Here is a 16,957-nt window from a genome sequence, read left to right as displayed (position 1 = left end):
ATTTTTGATAATTTTACAATAATAAGGCTACCTTTCCTTATTAAGAAAGGTAGCCTTATCTGTATAGAGGACTGCTCTACTCCCTATTTCTTCGCGCCTTTTAACGACTCTCTTAGCACAAATTTTTGTAATTTTCCGCTCGCATTACGCGGAAGTTCATCCACAAATAAGTAATGACGCGGACGTTTATAATCTGCTAATTCATCACTTTCTTTACAATATGTTTCTAAATCAGCTTCTGAAATATTTTCATCTTTCTTTACAACGACCGCAACGACACGCTCTCCCCATAGTTCATCTGGCTCACCAAGTACTGCAACATCTAATACACCAGGGTGACTATGAAGGAAGTCTTCAATTTCACGCGGGTAAATATTTACCCCACCGCTAATTACCATATCATCAACGCGGTCTGCAACGAATAAATAACCGTCTTTATCGAAGTAGCCTAAATCACCAGAATGATACCATCCTTTATACATCGATTTTGCATTTGCTTCTTCTCGGTTATGATAACCAGCCATCATAGTTGGTCCGCGTAAAATAATCTCCCCTACTTCATAAGGAGGCAATACATCATCTGGCTCTGCCGGTGCATCTTCGTTCGGTTTGACGATTCGAATTTCATGGCTAAAGCACGGTGTTCCAGCTGAACCAGCTTTCGTAATTTGATCCTCTTCTACGAGAAACGCAACAACAGGTCCCATTTCTGTCATTCCGTAAATTTGGACAAGATCAATATAAAGACGCTCTTTACATTCCTTCACTAGTGCTGGTGCCATCGCAGCCCCGCCATATACACCAATCTTCATCGAAGTTAAATCATACTTAGTTAGATCTTTTTGCAGTAACATATTCCACATCGTTGGTGCTGCAAAAAACGTCGTAATCTTCTCTTCTTGAATGGTATGTAATACTCTATCCGTATCAAAATGATGTAAAATAACATTCTTTCCGCCAACTTGAATGCGCGGTATGATTCCAGCGTTTAACTCACCGCAATGATATAAAGGCGCGACTACAAGTCCGGCACTATCCCTGTTATATTTTATGAAATACGTACAAATCATACTATGCTCAGCCATATCACGATGTCGATGTAGTACTCCTTTCGGATGACCAGTCGTACCACTCGTATAAAGCATAGAACAATAATCCATTTCATCGACTACAATATCTACTTTTTCAGCTGAGGCTTCATTTACTTTTTCATGATAGGAACTAGCATAAGAAGGTGCATCGTCTTCTACATACCAAAAAGACGAATTTGGAAAATCTCGTTCAATCATAGCAACCGTTGATTCGACTGCTTTTTCAAAGACAACTACTTTCGAGGCTGCATCTTGGAGAATATACGATAATTCTTTTGCTTTTAAGCGGAAATTAATCGGGTTAAAGATTGCCCCAATTTTGGCACAGGCTAAGTAAACGTTTACAAATTCACGACAATTATATAAGTAAACAGATACACAATCTCCCTTTCTTACTCCTTCTTTCAATAGAGCTTGCGCCGTTTTATTTATTTGCTCATCCCATTGTTTATATGTCCAGCGAATATTTTTTTCTGGTTCTACTAACGCCTCTTTATTCGGATACTTACCAACTGCTAAATCAAAGATTCTCCCTATCGTCATGTACATGCCAACAATTTCCCCCTTTTCTCTTTCATAAATCTATCATTTCGTCTATAAGTAGACATTGTCCTCTAATAATATGACTAATTTTTCTGATTATTATCGACATAGTTTTACAAATGGACCGTTCAACGATAAATGAAATTATATCGGCGGTTTTTAAGATATATCGATTTACCAACAAAAATGGTGGGCAATAGTCCCCTATATTAAAAAGAAGCCATCCCAAAATTGGGACAGCCTTTTTCTCCTTACACGAATAGCTCTTCTAAAATTTTCAGTTTATCTTCTGTATATTTCACGAAGCCATCGTTATATGATTTTGGATCTTTCGGATTCGCAAAGTGTGTAATTGCTCCTGTTTGTGGGTGAACAAATTTACTTGATGCCCCGCAACCAAGTCCGATAATCGATTGTACTTCTTCCATAATAACAATATTGTAGATACTTTCTTGCGATGGTATTGCATATCCAACGTTTTCTAAGTTACCTAAAATATTCTTTTGACGATATAAATAGTATGGCACGTAATTGTGGTTTTTCGTCCACTCTTCCGCCTCATGCATCATCGCAGTGATTTCTTCGCGACCTGCTACTTTATATTTACGTTTGTTTTGCGTCATTTCAGAAGCACGTTTAAATGATAACGTATGAACTGTTAATGATTCTGGCATTAACTTTTCTGTTTCATCTAACGTATGCTTGAAGATATCTAACCCTTCACCAGGAAGACCAATAATTAAGTCCATGTTAATATTGTTCATTCCCATTTCACGTGCTAAATGATACTTCTCAATTGTTTCTTCTACAGTGTGATGACGTCCAATTGCCTTTAGTGTTTCTTGATGGTATGACTGCGGATTAATACTGATACGATCAATATTCCATTTATTTAACACTTCTAGCTTTGCTGGCGTGATCGTATCTGGACGACCTGCCTCAACTGTTACTTCACGTACATCTTTCACATCTGGGAAGGCTTGGTACATTTCTTCATACAACATATCCATCTCTTCTGCTGTAATACTCGTCGGTGTACCACCGCCGTAATAAATCGTCGTAACTTTAACACCTTTTTCTTTTAAAAACTTACCAATTTCACGAACTTCATAATGTAAACCGCCTAAGAACGAATCAACTGATCCTTGGCGTCCGTTAATTGCATAAGCCGGGAATGTACAGTATGCACATTTTGTAGGACAGAACGGAATCCCGATATAAATACTTACTTCTTCTTTCAAGCGATATAGATCTGGAACAACCGCTAATTGACAATCTACAATACGTTGCAGAAGTTCAATTTTCTCTTCATGAATTAAATAACTTTCACGAAGTTCTTTATGCGCTTCTTCTTTTGACATACCATTTTGAAGCATTTTGTGAAGGAGCTTCGTTGGGCGTACCCCAGTTAAAATTCCCCAGCTCTGTTCAAGTCCAGTTAGCTGTTGAAGCACAGAAAGATATACGTAAGAAACAACATGTTTCACTTGCTTCATACGTTCTTTTTCTTCTGTGAAAGCAGATAAATCTTTCGAGAATGTCTCTTCATACACATTTCCGGTTGCAACATCCGTTAAACGAGCCGATGCTGTCACATTACCTTCTATCTGTATATCAACGATAAGATTTGCTTCTTCTTGCTCAAACCCTATCTTGCTCTCTTCAAAAAATAAACCGCCAATATTTTGTAGCGGACGTAAAAAACGATCATCTTGTAACGTTTTAATTGAAATTAACAACATTATCACCTTTTCATTTACAAACTCTCTTTAGTTTACTTGAAGGGCGTTTGCAGGTCAATACAGAAGCTTTTACCTTATTTTATAAGATGATTATTTCAGCTATGGTAAGGAAAAAGAGTAGAACGAGCGAGGAATTTGAATAAAAACCTTATGTTCCTATAACATGTACTTCGCTATATTTAGCGTTTTAAAAAGTACAATCAACCGCTTCTTTATTTCAGGAGACGCAAAAACAAAAGAAGAAGCGACTATAAATATAATGTGGCATTTACAAGAAAAGGGTAATTAACTGTTACGATTTATTTAACCAATTATAACTAAAGTTAATTAAATATATCAGTAAGCCCTACTAATCAAGTGATTGGCTAGTAGTGAGGGTTAACTGCGGGCAATCCCTAAAGCTGATTGAACTACAACGTGGCTAGAAATAGCGAGCGTGAATGTCGCGAAAGCAGAAAAAATCAATCAGATCGTGCAAGGTTAAATCCTAAACACTAGAACAATGGGTCTTCCGCCTCGAATCATCTAAGTCAAAATGGATAAGATGAACGTTCAACGACTATCTCGTATAACTGACGAGAGTACATCACAAGCCTATGGTGATGGAAAAATCCTCTATCTCTAAAGAGATAAACATATAGTCTGCGCTCATGTGAAAACATGAGAAGTTCATAAGAGAACTGGCTAAGGAATTGCGCCCTTAGTTGAACAAGATAAATTTTATTGAATCTATCAAACTTTATTGAATTTATCGAACGTATGTGCTACGTTAGATTCAATGAGGTGAGAATAATAATGAAATTTTTACGAGTTAGTCAAGTATCAGAATTAACAGGTTTGTTGCATCCGAGTAGTCTCAGGAGAATGCTGGTGGAACACGCTACTATTCAGAAGAACAAATCTTTCATTAAAGGAGTTACATTCTGATGATATTGGCGAAGAAAGTCAGACTGATTCCAACGCCTGAACAAGAAAAAATGCTTAGAAACCATGCTGGTGCTGCAAGATTCGCTTATAACTATTGTAAAAGAATGAGTGATAGATACTATAAGCTATTTGGAAAATCTGTTTCACAGTTAGCTTTACAGAAACGATTTACAAAGATCAAGAAGCGAAAGAGATATAAGTGGTTAAAAGACATCAATGCACAAGTTCCCAAACAGGCTTCAAAAGATTTTGACAAGGCGAGGAAACATTCGTTCGAAAAGTACAAAAATGGTTATCACACTTCTTATAAATCTAAAAAAGATTTAATCCAAGGATTTTATGCCAATTATGAAAGACTGATTATTGGAAAGAAAGTAGTTCATATTCAGTCTATTGGAGAAGTGAAAACAAGCCAACAACTACCAAGAAACAAAAAACCATCCAATCCAAGAGTTACATTTGATGGTCGTCACTGGTGGATTAGTGTAGGGTTCCAAGAAGACTTTGAATCACAAGAACTAACCAATGAGTCGATTGGTGTGGATGTTGGTTTAAAAGAGCTGTTTGTAGCTTCTAATGGTACGAAAGAACGAAATATAAACAAAGATGCCAAGGTTAAAAAACTTTTGAAAAGGAAAAAGTCAGCGCAAAGAGATATGTCTAGGAGATTTACAAAAGGTGTAAAAGTTCAATCCGCAGGATATGAAAAAGCAAAAAACGAACACCTTCGGTTGTCTAGGAAAATTACGAATATCCGAAATAACCATATCCATCAAGCAACAGCTAAATTGGTGAAAACCAAACCAATGAGGATTGTTGTGGAAGACTTATCTATCTCAAACCTGTTAAAAAACAAAAAACTATCGAAAGCATTTTCATTTCAAAAATTAAACTTCTTCTTTCAATGTTTATCATACAAGTGTGAGAAGTACGGCATTGAGTATGTAAAAGCTGATAAATGGTTCGCTTCAAGCAAGATTTGCTCATGTTGCGGAGTAAAATACGACCATTCAGTTCAGCCAGAAGGACAGTGGAGTTTAAAGATTCGTGAATGGGACTGTGTTCCATGCAATAGCCATCACGATAGAGATTTAAATGCTGCGATAAATTTATCAAGATGGGTAAAATAAATGCTTGATAATAGGAGGTAACGATACTGCCTCGTGTGGAGTGTTATACCCCTCGTCCCTTCGGGGTTGCGAGAACACGATGAAGCACTAACTTGTGTAAATTTGATTGAATTGTATAGATTTAGTTAAGTTTATCGTATCGGCTATTCCAAATCTGATATTCAAAAAATCGAACCATTTTTTAATAGTAAACAAACACAATCTGGCGCTAATGTTAAATTTAAAGACGAACCTGGAAAACATAACAAATTAAAAAATTAAGACATACCGCATAAAAAAACGTAGCCAAAAAGCTACGTTTTTTTTTCATCGTTTCGGTGTATGTTTATGATTCTTTAAAAATGGAAGCGGGAATTGTTTGCGGAAATGCTCTTTAATCATATACTCTACGCCGTTTTCAGTATTAGAACGTGTAATCCAGTCTGCGGCTTGCTTTAATTCCACAGGAGCGTTCCCCATCGCTACCCCGAGCCCAACATTTTCAATTACATCTAAGTCTTCTATGCTATCTCCAATCGCGACCATTTCACTAAGTTGAATATTTAAATGCTCCCCAAGTAATTGTAAACCACGTAGTTTTGATACATTTTGAGGGAGAATTTCTATGTGCCTCGCATCACACTCGACGTAATCTACATCTTGAAATGCCTTTCTTAACGTATTCATCCCTCTTTCTTTTTCACCTTTCGTATGGAAAACAATATCAATTTTCGGTGCAGCTACTGGATGATCACGCAGTGCATCCCCTAGCGAATCTACAAATTGAACCGGATAAAATAACGGATCTGTGCTTGATAATACAGTACGCCCAATTAAGTTTGGTGTATTTCTCTCACGATTCCCAATTGAAAATCGTTCATGAGAAATGCGAACATTACAATCAAAATGCTCTAACACTTGCACGATATTAAAGGTTTTCTCTTCAGATAATCTCCTTTGAACGAACGGCTTATCTAACGTCGCTGAAATGAAAGCACCGCCATGTGTAACTAATATAGAATCTAATTTTAACGCCTTCGCTATTTTATGAGCAGATTGAAAATTACGATTCGTAAATAATGTAACGTATACATCTTTTCTTTTCACAAAATCAATCGTTTCCCGTAACCCTTTTGCGATTTTTCCGTTGTTGTATAGTAGTGTCCCATCTATATTAAGAGCTAGTAAGCGATAAATCATGTCGCACTCCCCCTCTTCGCTGTTGTACTCTATCCATACTTTATGAAATAAATGTAGCAAATAGAACGAGTTAGAATTACTACTCAAAATTTGGTTTACTATATACATATACAACTGACAAAGGAGATCATACAATGCAGGCACCACCTTCTTTTTATGAAGGCGAAACATTAGAAATCGCCCAAAAGTTACTCGGACATAAACTCGTTCATATTGTAGACGGCATAAAGCGGAGCGGAATTATTGTAGAAGTAGAAGCATACAAAGGTCCAGATGATAAGGCCGCTCATAGTTACGGAGGCAGACGGACTGATCGAACAGAAGTAATGTTCGGCGCACCAGGACATGCTTACGTATATTTAATTTACGGTATGTATCATTGTTTTAACGTAATTACAGCACCAATCGGCACCCCGCAAGGAGTTCTCATTCGTGCTCTTGAACCTGTAGACGGAATCGAAGACATGAAACTAGCGCGCTACAACAAAACTGACATTACGAAAGCACAGTACAAAAACTTAACAAATGGCCCTGGAAAACTATGCCGTGCACTCGGAATCACTTTAGAAGAGCGCGGAGTATCACTTCAAAGTGATACGTTACATATTGAATTAGTTCCGGAAGAAGACCATTTATCATCCACACATAACATACTGGCTGGTCCACGTATTAACATTGATTATGCAGAAGAAGCCGTTCACTATCCATGGCGGTTTTATTATGAAAAGCATCCGTTTGTTTCAAAGTAAAGGAGCTATCCTATAAGTCAGTGAAACCAACTTATAGGATAGCTCCTTTTTTTGCATAAAAAAATCGCCCCATCCTGTATATTTGCAAGTGACCAAACCAACAAACATACGAAGGCAATTTCGTAATTTATCGCATATCAAAAAGCCGAAATGATTATCTAGTATTATTAAATACTATTTTTTGAATAAACCATCAAAATATTTTCTATTGTATTCAATACTTGGATTATTAGGTATGAACTGTGCAGCTTGTTCGTTGTGATAAATTGCCTTTTCATATTCTTTTATTCGATCATAACAAATACATAGTTGAATATGCGGCAACCATGTATGACACTCTTCCCGGACAAATGGAGAATCTATTGGTCGTGGTCCGTCAATTGCTGCATGGTACCAATATATTGCTTTGGAATATTCGTTTTTCTGCAAAAACACACTTCCTAAGTGGCAACAAAGTTCTCCTCTAGGTGTGTCATACATAAATGATTGTAAACAAGAATCAATAGATTGTTTAAGGTCCCCCAACTCTAAGTAACATTCGGCTCTTTTTAAACAAGCTTGAATATTATCTTCAACCCAACCTTTTTCTTCATCTAAAAATCTGGAATACCACTTAACAGCCTTATCATATAGTCTGTGATCCTTACATTCATTTGCATAATAGTACACATCGCGGGGGCTAAATTCTTTTCCACTCTCCAGATGTTTTTCATATATTTTCAAATTACGATTAGTATATGCTTTTACTTTTTTATGACTTACTCCTATATCACTATTTACAAGATTTCCATACACCTCTAAATATTCATGAACAAATCCATACCATTGAAAATTTTTACTTCTGTTGACTAATCGATATCTCCTTAAAGAATGTGTTGGATTCCCTTCTATATCAAAAGTTAAATAATATTTCATAGATACTGCATCCGTACTACGATCTAACGTACGTTTTAACTGTAGCAATTTCTTTCTATCTTCCGTATCTATTATGTCATCTGCGTCTAGCCAAAGAATATATTCTTTTGTAGCTTTAGAAAATGCAAAATTTCGTGCCGCTGAAAAATCTTCAATCCATTGAAAATCATAAACTTTCGCATCGTACTTCTTCACAATCTCTTTTGTAGCATCTGTTGAACCTGTATCTACAATAATAATTTCATCTACAACACTTTTGACCGATTCTAAGCATTTTGATATAGTTTGTTCTTCATCTTTTACAATCATGCATAAACTAATAGTAATTGAGTTTCCCATCATATCCCCCCTATCCTTTTGATGTATATGTTTGGAGAGAAATTTATATTTCTTTTGCTTCAAAATCGAGTTTTCATTTTACAAATGAAACATAATAAGACGGTACAGGGGGATTTCACGAGAAGATTGCGCATCAATAAAAAAACCGAAGCCTGAACAAGACTTCGGTTCTTTATATAGAGAGTACATAATTTCGATTCCTTTTACTCCGCACCTTTCGCGGCCACAATATCATTCTCTAAGTTTTCTCTTGATAATTCAGCCAGCGTTCTGTCCATATCTTTAAACAAAAAATCGGTTGTGATTTCGTCACTTCAACAAGCGGCGTCTACTGTGCTTTCAATAGAACTAGATTAGGAAACAGACAAACTCACACCAGTTGATAACTTGTTCAAGACAGGGTTTTCTTTCACAAAGCGCTTTAATAAAGTGAAACTATAATCAGTGGGGGTTTTGTTCATCCCCCACTGATTATTAGCCTTCACCAATCGGGCGTTTACGGGCAGCAGGGCTCCCACCTAACTCCTTTGCTTCAGCCGAATTTTAAGGTGGGAGTTTTACTGCCCGCAAATAGCGGGATAAACTTAATGATAGAAAACAAAAAAGACGCCCCTATAGTAGGAGCTTCTTCTATCATTACGCTTGTTGCGCGCTATATAATTCTTCAAGTGGCTTCATGATAATTTTGTTAACGTCAGTGATAACGATGTTTAAACGTTGCTCAGTTTCCATTAACTTTGTAATTTTTGCATCTTGTTGAATGCGAGCTACAACTTCTTGTGCTTTTTGGTTGTCTTCTTCTGTGATTTCTTGGCCTTGCATCATTTTCTGTTGTAAGCCAAGTTGCATCGTACGGAACTCTTCAAATAAGTTCTTTGACTCTGCATCTCCTTGTACTGCTGCGTAGCTTGCTTTTAATGTTTGGAAATCTTCGTTTTCAGCGATTGCTTTTTGTAATTCATATGCAACATCATGAATGTTTTTTGTCATTTTATTTTTCCTCCTTTAGAAGGCTAGCGCTTTTCGCCCGCACTGCCTTTTAAGTGCTGTTTATACGCACCTCTTCTTACCATATCAAACTATGCAAGAGATGTGAAGAAATTTCACTTTTATTTCTATGTACCCATCTTTATTACTTAAGGAACAAGAGCAACAATCCTTGCATAAATCCAATCGTTCCTCCTAATAATGCCCCTAAATACGTAATCATTTTCAACTCATTTTTTGTAATAGACAATACAAGATCTTCTAATCTTTCTGTAGAAAATGTAGATACTTCTTGCTGGACAATTTCCGCAAGGTGTAGATTTTCCAATATACTTCCGGTGTTTTCTGTCCCCCACTTCAAACATTTCTGCATCAGGCTAGGAACCACTTTTTCAATGATTGTTTCGCGAACTGGCTCACATACTTGCTGAACAGACTGATTTAAAAATTTACTCACTGTTTCCTCTACTTTAACCGCTGACAATATGGAGCTCACAATCATTTCTTTCTCTACAAACGTTTCTAATTCTTTTACATCTCTTCCTTTTAACTTTTCCCACTCTTTTTGCAGTACATCGCTTAAAAGCTGCTTCGTTCCATCTTGTCCTAAAAACTTAATTACTTCCGGCTGCACACGATCCACTAAACTTACATTCCCTAAAAACATACCAACTAAGTTAAGCAACGTTCCCCTGGAAGCGAAAAAATCATCAATCATTTTTGAAAGACGTGCCTTTCCTTCTTCACTTTCGAAAAAGCTAATTCCTCTTTTCAAAATAAAAGACGCTACATTTGGAATCGCATTCTCTACTTTTTCATGAACAGAATGAGGTAAAGCTTGTTCCCATGTATATGTATAGTACTCTGCTAAAAATGCATGAATTTTTTCTGTAATAACATGTTCGATTTTTTGAGTCGCCTCTTCTTCTACATGTGTTAAATTCCATTTTTCTAACATATCCCGTAACGTTTGTTCATTCGTAATTACTTTATCCACTTCCACTTGTGCCCAGCGAACTAAACTGGCTTGAAACTCTTCATTTGTTAGTTTCTTTCCGATTCCTTCTGGTGTTAACAAATGGTCTACAACCATTTTCCCTAATTGAACAGCGAGCTCATCCCGGCGCTTCGGAATTAATCCTGGCGTAAATGGAACTTGAAACTTCCCAATATAAATAGGACGATGAGGACGAAACAACATTTTTATTGCTAAATGATTCGTATATCCTCCAATAATCGCCCCAAGTCCTGTCGTTGTTAACATATTCAACCATATATTCATCATAATCAACCTTTCACTTCTCCAAAACTATAGCATATCATCATACGGACAAAAGTATAATGGTATAAAAATGTATTTGCAATATATAGCTTCGCCTATTATGCAAACATCTTGTTAATAAAGGAGTGATTTCGTTGGTTCTTGGTCTTTTAACTTCTCAATTTCATCACGAGCAAATGTATTACACCGAAATCGCTAAACGAGCCCGTCTATATCATAACGTCGTCGCCCAATTCACACCGTTTAGCATTGACTCAAAGACTGACCTTATTTCCGGTCTTATTTACGATACAGATACGGGAAATTGGATAGATCAAACCTTCCCCATTCCTTCATATATATATGATCGTTGTCATTTCAAAAAGGATGAGGAATTCCAACAAGCAAAAACAATTATTCATTCATTACACAAACGTTCTTCCACTACTTTTTTAAATAACACGCTTATTAATCCAAGCGATTTGCACAATCTTTTTCTTACTAACAAACGTCTTTCCCCTTACATACCAAAAATAAAAAAAGGAACCGTACAAGGAATTTTCAAATTACTACTAGAAACAAGAGATATCATTATAAGACCACTCAATATACATTCCAATGAAAACTTATATCGAGCCACTTACAAAAATAAAACATTTCATATCGATACAATAAATGAACAGCATCATACTTCTACTCAATTCAAACGGACAGATGACTTTATATCATGGTGCAAATCGAACGTACACGCATCCCATTATATGATCCATCCAATGTTACAACCTCCAAATCAACTATCCTATCCAATTCATATTCGAACCATTATGCAAAAAAATAAAGAACAGAATTGGGAAGTACTTGGTCAATTCATACAAAAGTCTTCATTCCCAGCGCAATTTTTACTTTCAGTAACAGAGCGGTCCATGTTACATCCATTTTCCAAAATTAAATATTTGCTTTCTTCAACTGGTGTTCAATTATTGAAAGATGCTTTACATGATGTTGTAAATGAAGTGTTTAAAACACTCGATCAGTCCTATTCGTCATTATTTGAATTAGAGCTTTCTACCATTATGGATCAAAAAGGTGCCATTTGGCTTATGTACGTCAATACGATGCCGTCTTACGAAGTCTATACTGGTTACAACGACGAACTGGCTGAACAAATTTTCCACGGCCCATTAAAGTTTAGCCGATTTACACCATAACGAAAGGAGGCGAATCCCCGTTGAAAGAGCACATATATACATTAATCATTTCAGATGAGCATCCAAATAGTATTACTTTACCTTACGTTTTTTCTATTACACCACCAATTACATCACTTTCCTTTGGTGTACGTTATATCACATGTGAAAATATTAAAATTCATTATTCATTTACTCGAGAAATCACTATCGGAAAACAAATTGCAGAAAAACTTTTACTTCCAGACTCAACAACAATCCATGCCCTCACACAAAATGAAACAATCATTTTCGGCCCATTAATCGGGATTTTCACAACTGGTTTTAACGATGAATCACCTACACCTTTAGGAAATCGTTCAACTTCTCTCGGCGAGTTACTAACACCGCCATTCACATTACGACCATTTGTATTTGTCTTTGGCGTTCAACATATAAATTGGGAGGAAGAAACAATTGAAGGATACTTCTTTCAAGAAGGAAAATGGGTAAGAAACAAAGTCCCTTTACCAAATGTCATTTACGACCGATTACCGAATCGCCAAGCAGAAAATTACAAACCTATCGTAAGAGCAAAGAAACGATTACAAGGTAAATATGCAATTCCATGGTTTAATCCAGGGTTCTTCAACAAATGGGAAGTTCATCAACTTCTAATAAAAGAAGATTCGATTAAGCCATTCTTACCAAAAACAGAAGCGTTTCAACATTTTGAACAAGTAGAACGACTTCTTGGTTCGTATAAGTATATTTATATGAAACCAATACATGGTAGCTTCGGAAGAAACATTCATCAAATACTCTATTCTCAAACTGAGAATTGCTACTATTGTCGTTATCGTGAAAATGACCAAAATAAACTAAGAAAGTATCAATCATTAGAAACACTTCTGAACCATGTATTAAAAGGACATGATTTAAAAAAGTTTATCGTACAGCAAGGTATCTCGCTGCTCCGCTTCGAAGGGCAACCCGTCGATTTTCGTATTCATACAAATAAAAACCATTTTGGCAATTGGGTAGTTAGTGCAATTGTCGCCAAAATCGCTGGAAAAGGTAGCTTAACGACTCATGTAAATAGCGGTGGTGATACAAAATTACTGCAAGAGCTTTTTCCAGATTCAACGAAACAAGTTCAAATTGAAAATAAATTAAAACATACCGCCTTACAAATAAGTTACGCGCTCGATGAACAAGTAACCGGCAACATTGGAGAAATTGGTTTTGATATTGGTTTGGACACGATGGAAAACCCTTGGTTATTTGAAGCAAATTCTAAACCTGGGCGAACTGTATTCCAAGATGAAAAGTTAAAAGAACAAAGTGAACTGACGCGCCAATTATTTTACGAATATGCCATCTACTTAACTGAACATTCTTTGCGTGATTCAAAAGAAAAAATGTCTCAAATAAAATCGGGGCCTGTATCAAACACCGAAAATATCCCTTCTCCTATGATTAACTCACAAATACAAAAACAAAAACTTCCACCTCATTCATAAGGTGGAAGTTTTCTATTTACACAAGTTTCACTACAACCTCTGTTTCCACATTACATACTCCGCAATAAAAAACATGTTTGCAATACTCCTGTGAATTCTTATGTGTTAAACCATCTACCGCATTTAACAATTCCTGATCCATATACGCACTGTAATCATCTATGTAATCTACAGTTTTCCCATAATCTTGGAGTATACCTTGGCAATTTTGACAAGAATATGTTTGTGATTCTAATGCGTTGCAAAGCGGGCAAATTCCCATCATGATTCCTCCATACGTTATCGTTTAAAAACAATTAAAAAGCCTCTTTTTTAAATTGAAGAGAGCACCTAGCCATGCATAAGAGCGGTTAGTTCCTTTTCCTGCCCTATCTCGAGTTAAAACAGAGATACACAGTTGATGCCGATTTAATTTTTATCCCGTTATTTGCCGGGCAGTAAACGCCTGATTGGTGAAGGCTAATAATCAGTGAGGGATGAACACCTCCACTGATTAAAGTTTCACTTTATTTTACTAAGCTATAAGCATAGCTGATTATACATAGAAAATTAACGCATATGATTTCGCTCTTAGTTTAGCCTTCTTTCTTAAAAATACAACGATTACTCTTATTTCATAATTTACGAAATGATGAAATATTTTTTACAAAATTTACAAATTATTATTTTGTATATCTTTCTAGGTAACATCCATACTATGAGTACAAACTTAATTACCGATGGATTAGCGCCAAACGGGGCGATAATCTGGTTCAAATCCAGCTAGTCCAACCAAAAAAATTTTTATAACTCTAAGGAGGATATATTCCTATGGCAAACCAAAGTTCTTACAATCAATTAGTAGTACCAGGAGCAACAGCTGCAATCGATCAAATGAAGTACGAAATCGCTCAAGAATTTGGTGTACAATTAGGAGCAGATTCTACGGCTCGCGCTAACGGTTCTGTTGGTGGAGAAATTACAAAACGTTTAGTTGCAATGGCTGAGCAAAGCCTTGGCGGATTCCAAAAATAAATATACATGGCAAAAAGGTCTCAGGGCATATGCCCTGAGACCTTCCTTAATTTATTGCAACATTTGTAAAAACTTCTTCGTTCGTTCTTCTTTTGGATTTGTAAATACATCTTCTGGTGTACCTTGTTCGACAACGACACCGCCATCCATAAAAATAACACGGTTCGCAATTTGATGAGCAAAGCGCATCTCATGCGTTACAATGACCATCGTCATTCCTTCTTTAGCAAGTTCTTTCATAACCTTTAAAACTTCTTGAACTAGCTCCGGATCAAGTGCTGATGTTGGCTCATCAAATAGTAAAACTTCTGGCTCCATCGCAAGCGCACGAGCGATTCCAACGCGCTGTTGTTGTCCGCCTGATAATTGGAACGGATATAAGTTTACTTTATCCGCAAGACCAACTTTTTCAAGGAAGTAGTTTGCTTTTTTCTCCGCTTCTTCTTTCCCCATCTTTTTCACTGTAACGAGCCCTTCCATTACATTTTGAAGTGCTGTTAAATGAGGAAATAGATTATGGTGCTGGAACACCATACCTGTTTGCGTACGAAGATTTACAATATCTTTCTTCGATACTTTTTGAGAGAAATTAAGCTCTTTATTACCGATGCGAATGTTACCAGCGTTCGGCGTTTCTAGCACATTGAGGCAACGTAAGAATGTCGTTTTACCAGATCCAGATGGCCCGATAATAACAACCACTTCGCCCTTCTCAACTGATAAGTCTATATGTTTTAGTACGGTATTATCTCCGAAACTTTTTTGTAAATGTTGAATTGAAATCATAAAAACAAAAACTCCTTTTATGAAAGGGTTATTTTAGAGTATAACGTTCTGAACGTTTTTCTAATATTTGTTGCACGATAGATAATAAGAAGCAAATTACCCAATAAATTAGACCTGCTTCGAAATAAACAATTAAAAACTCATAGTTCATTGCCGCAATTTCCTGCGCTTTTCGGAACATTTCTGTTACTAAAATTAGCGATGCTAATGAAGTATCCTTCACTAAACTAATAAATGTATTCGAAAGCGGTGGGATTGATACACGCGTTGCTTGCGGTAAAATAACACGTTTTAATGCTTGCGGATATGTCATCCCAATTGTGTAAGCTGCTTCCCACTGTCCTTTCGGGATTGAAAGGATAGAAGCACGAATAATTTCAGATGCATATGCACCGACATTTAATGAAAAACCAACAATTGCTGCTGTATATGGCTCAACCTCAATATTAAGAGTTGGAAGACCATAGAAAATAATAAATAACTGTACAAGAAGTGGCGTTCCGCGAATGATAGATACATAGATACGAGCAATCCATTGTAAAATACGACTACCTGAAATACGCGCGAGCGCTGTTAACGTCGCAAGTATAATACCGATAATAAATGTAATAAGCGTTAACGGAATTGTCGTAAAGACAGCTTCCTTCAGCATAGGCGTGAAGGAAGTCTGCATAATATCTATCCATGTAGACAATCGATCTGAGACGACTGCACTACTTAGAAACATTTTCACCGAACCATTTTTTCGTTATTTTATCGTACGTACCATCTTTTTTCATATCTTCTAACGCTTTATTTACTTCTTGTACAAGTTTGTCGCTACCTTTACGGAATAAGAATCCACTTTGTGATGCTTCTTTTTCTGTATCTACAATTTTAATTTTTGCATCTTTCTTCGTTTCTAAATAGTTTAACACTGATAATTTATCATTGATTGTGAAATCAACGCGGCCAGAACTTAATAATTCAGCTGCTTGGCTGAATCCTTCTACACCAACGATTTCCGCACCATTTTTCTTAGCAATATCTGCGTAGTTACTCGTTAAAGATTGTGCTGCTTTTAATCCTTTTACATCAGTAAATGTAGCAGGTTTATCTTTATCTTTCGCAATAACTAATGCTGCTGAAGAAGAAATGTATGGACTAGAAAAATCATATTTCTTTTGACGATCTTCACGAATACCAACTTCATTCGCAACCATATCGAAACGCTTCGCATCTACTCCTGCAAGTAAGCTATCCCATTGTGTTTCTTTAAATACAGGTTTTACACCTAAACGTTTTGCAACTTCTTCTGCTAATTCAACGTCAAATCCAGTTAATTTATTGTTTGTATCGTGGAACGTAAATGGTGGATATGTACCTTCTGTACCAATTACAAGCTCACCGCTTTGTTTTATCTTCTGTAACGCATCTTGACTAGCTGTATCTTTTTTCTCTTCTTTGCCGCAGCCCGCTACAATCCCAATCGCTAATGTAGTTACTGCAAGCACTGAAAATAATTTTTTCATGGTAGTAGTCCTCCAAGTATTCTGATAGGAATTCAAAATCTATATTGATTGTATGCAATTCCAAACAATTTTTCAATAAAAATGTTCTTATTTA

Annotated in this window: 16 protein-coding genes and 1 pseudogene; 7 read left to right on the top strand and 10 right to left on the bottom strand. The window is 36.3% G+C overall.

Annotation, left to right across the window (positions count from 1 at the left end):
* Positions 1–83: 83 nt before the first annotated feature.
* On the bottom strand, positions 84–1,640 hold the full coding sequence (locus QUF93_RS06800) for a fatty acid--CoA ligase (RefSeq protein ID WP_289358243.1): 1,557 nt from the start codon (positions 1,638–1,640) through the stop codon (positions 84–86).
* Positions 1,641–1,885: 245 nt separating this feature from the next.
* On the bottom strand, positions 1,886–3,376 hold the full coding sequence (locus QUF93_RS06795; protein WP_289358242.1) for a coproporphyrinogen III oxidase: 1,491 nt from the start codon (positions 3,374–3,376) through the stop codon (positions 1,886–1,888).
* Between the two features lie 795 nt (positions 3,377–4,171).
* Between QUF93_RS06795 and QUF93_RS06790 the strand changes: the two genes are divergently transcribed.
* Together QUF93_RS06790 and QUF93_RS06785 are read left to right on the top strand one after the other, a co-directional pair.
* The gene (locus tag QUF93_RS06790) at positions 4,172–4,303 is read left to right on the top strand and encodes a hypothetical protein (RefSeq protein ID WP_289358241.1); all 132 of its coding nucleotides are present in this window, start codon (positions 4,172–4,174) and stop codon (positions 4,301–4,303) included.
* A complete protein-coding gene (locus QUF93_RS06785) occupies positions 4,303–5,433 on the top strand; it encodes an RNA-guided endonuclease InsQ/TnpB family protein (protein WP_289358240.1) in 1,131 nt (376 codons plus the stop codon). Before QUF93_RS06790 ends, QUF93_RS06785 begins: the two co-directional genes overlap by 1 nt.
* Positions 5,434–5,739: 306 nt before the next feature.
* Here the strand turns inward: QUF93_RS06785 and QUF93_RS06775 are convergent, their stop codons facing one another.
* Positions 5,740–6,612: a Cof-type HAD-IIB family hydrolase gene (locus tag QUF93_RS06775; protein ID WP_289358239.1), complete on the bottom strand. Its 873-nt coding sequence runs from the start codon at positions 6,610–6,612 to the stop codon at positions 5,740–5,742.
* 134 nt (positions 6,613–6,746) lie between these two features.
* Here QUF93_RS06775 and QUF93_RS06770 point away from each other — a divergent pair, with 134 nt between their 5' ends.
* Positions 6,747–7,361: a DNA-3-methyladenine glycosylase gene (locus QUF93_RS06770; protein ID WP_002116530.1), complete on the top strand. Its 615-nt coding sequence runs from the start codon at positions 6,747–6,749 to the stop codon at positions 7,359–7,361.
* A 174-nt stretch (positions 7,362–7,535) separates the two neighbouring features.
* Here the strand turns inward: QUF93_RS06770 and QUF93_RS06765 are convergent, their stop codons facing one another.
* Positions 7,536–8,615: a tetratricopeptide repeat-containing glycosyltransferase family 2 protein gene (locus tag QUF93_RS06765; protein WP_289358238.1), complete on the bottom strand. Its 1,080-nt coding sequence runs from the start codon at positions 8,613–8,615 to the stop codon at positions 7,536–7,538.
* Positions 8,616–8,936: 321 nt separating this feature from the next.
* Here QUF93_RS06765 and QUF93_RS29000 point away from each other — a divergent pair.
* Positions 8,937–9,047: pseudogene (locus QUF93_RS29000) on the top strand (NDxxF motif lipoprotein); the annotation flags it as partial.
* Between the two features lie 204 nt (positions 9,048–9,251).
* On the opposite strand, the gene QUF93_RS06760 reads toward QUF93_RS29000, so the two are convergent.
* Together QUF93_RS06760 and QUF93_RS06755 are read right to left on the bottom strand one after the other, a co-directional pair.
* Positions 9,252–9,605 (bottom strand): YlbF/YmcA family competence regulator, encoded by a 354-nt coding sequence (locus QUF93_RS06760; protein ID WP_002116527.1) that lies wholly within the window; start codon positions 9,603–9,605, stop codon positions 9,252–9,254.
* A 142-nt stretch (positions 9,606–9,747) separates the two neighbouring features.
* Positions 9,748–10,893, bottom strand: coding sequence for a DUF445 domain-containing protein (locus QUF93_RS06755; RefSeq protein WP_289358237.1), 1,146 nt, complete (start codon positions 10,891–10,893; stop codon positions 9,748–9,750).
* A 125-nt stretch (positions 10,894–11,018) separates the two neighbouring features.
* Here QUF93_RS06755 and QUF93_RS06750 point away from each other — a divergent pair, with 125 nt between their 5' ends.
* Both QUF93_RS06750 and QUF93_RS06745 read left to right on the top strand, forming a co-directional pair.
* A complete protein-coding gene (locus QUF93_RS06750; protein ID WP_289358236.1) occupies positions 11,019–12,071 on the top strand; it encodes a YheC/YheD family protein in 1,053 nt (350 codons plus the stop codon).
* Positions 12,072–12,091: 20 nt separating this feature from the next.
* Positions 12,092–13,552, top strand: coding sequence for a spore coat-associated protein YheD (locus QUF93_RS06745; protein ID WP_289358235.1), 1,461 nt, complete (start codon positions 12,092–12,094; stop codon positions 13,550–13,552).
* A 16-nt stretch (positions 13,553–13,568) separates the two neighbouring features.
* On the opposite strand, the gene QUF93_RS06740 is transcribed toward QUF93_RS06745, so the two are convergent.
* The gene (locus QUF93_RS06740; protein WP_002116517.1) at positions 13,569–13,814 is read right to left on the bottom strand and encodes a hypothetical protein; all 246 of its coding nucleotides are present in this window, start codon (positions 13,812–13,814) and stop codon (positions 13,569–13,571) included.
* A gap of 548 nt (positions 13,815–14,362) precedes the next feature.
* Here QUF93_RS06740 and sasP point away from each other — a divergent pair.
* Positions 14,363–14,566: a small acid-soluble spore protein, SasP family gene (gene sasP, locus QUF93_RS06735; protein ID WP_000013349.1), complete on the top strand. Its 204-nt coding sequence runs from the start codon at positions 14,363–14,365 to the stop codon at positions 14,564–14,566.
* A 51-nt stretch (positions 14,567–14,617) separates the two neighbouring features.
* Here the strand turns inward: sasP and QUF93_RS06730 are convergent, their stop codons facing one another.
* Genes QUF93_RS06730 through QUF93_RS06720 form a run of 3 tightly spaced genes read right to left on the bottom strand, consistent with a single transcriptional unit; the run spans position 14,618 to position 16,863 of the window.
* Positions 14,618–15,352, bottom strand: coding sequence for an amino acid ABC transporter ATP-binding protein (locus QUF93_RS06730; RefSeq protein ID WP_289358234.1), 735 nt, complete (start codon positions 15,350–15,352; stop codon positions 14,618–14,620).
* 28 nt (positions 15,353–15,380) lie between these two features.
* A complete protein-coding gene (locus QUF93_RS06725) occupies positions 15,381–16,079 on the bottom strand; it encodes an amino acid ABC transporter permease (protein WP_088057654.1) in 699 nt (232 codons plus the stop codon).
* Positions 16,066–16,863, bottom strand: a complete 798-nt coding sequence (locus QUF93_RS06720) for an amino acid ABC transporter substrate-binding protein (protein ID WP_289358233.1) — start codon at positions 16,861–16,863, stop codon at positions 16,066–16,068. Before QUF93_RS06720 ends, QUF93_RS06725 begins: the two co-directional genes overlap by 14 nt.
* Positions 16,864–16,957: the final 94 nt, after the last annotated feature.

This window comes from Bacillus hominis, from assembly GCF_030348325.1.
Taxonomy (GTDB): domain Bacteria; phylum Bacillota; class Bacilli; order Bacillales; family Bacillaceae_G; genus Bacillus_A; species Bacillus_A hominis.
Note: the sequence above shows the minus strand (reverse complement) of the source record. Positions and strands in the feature narration are given on the sequence as shown.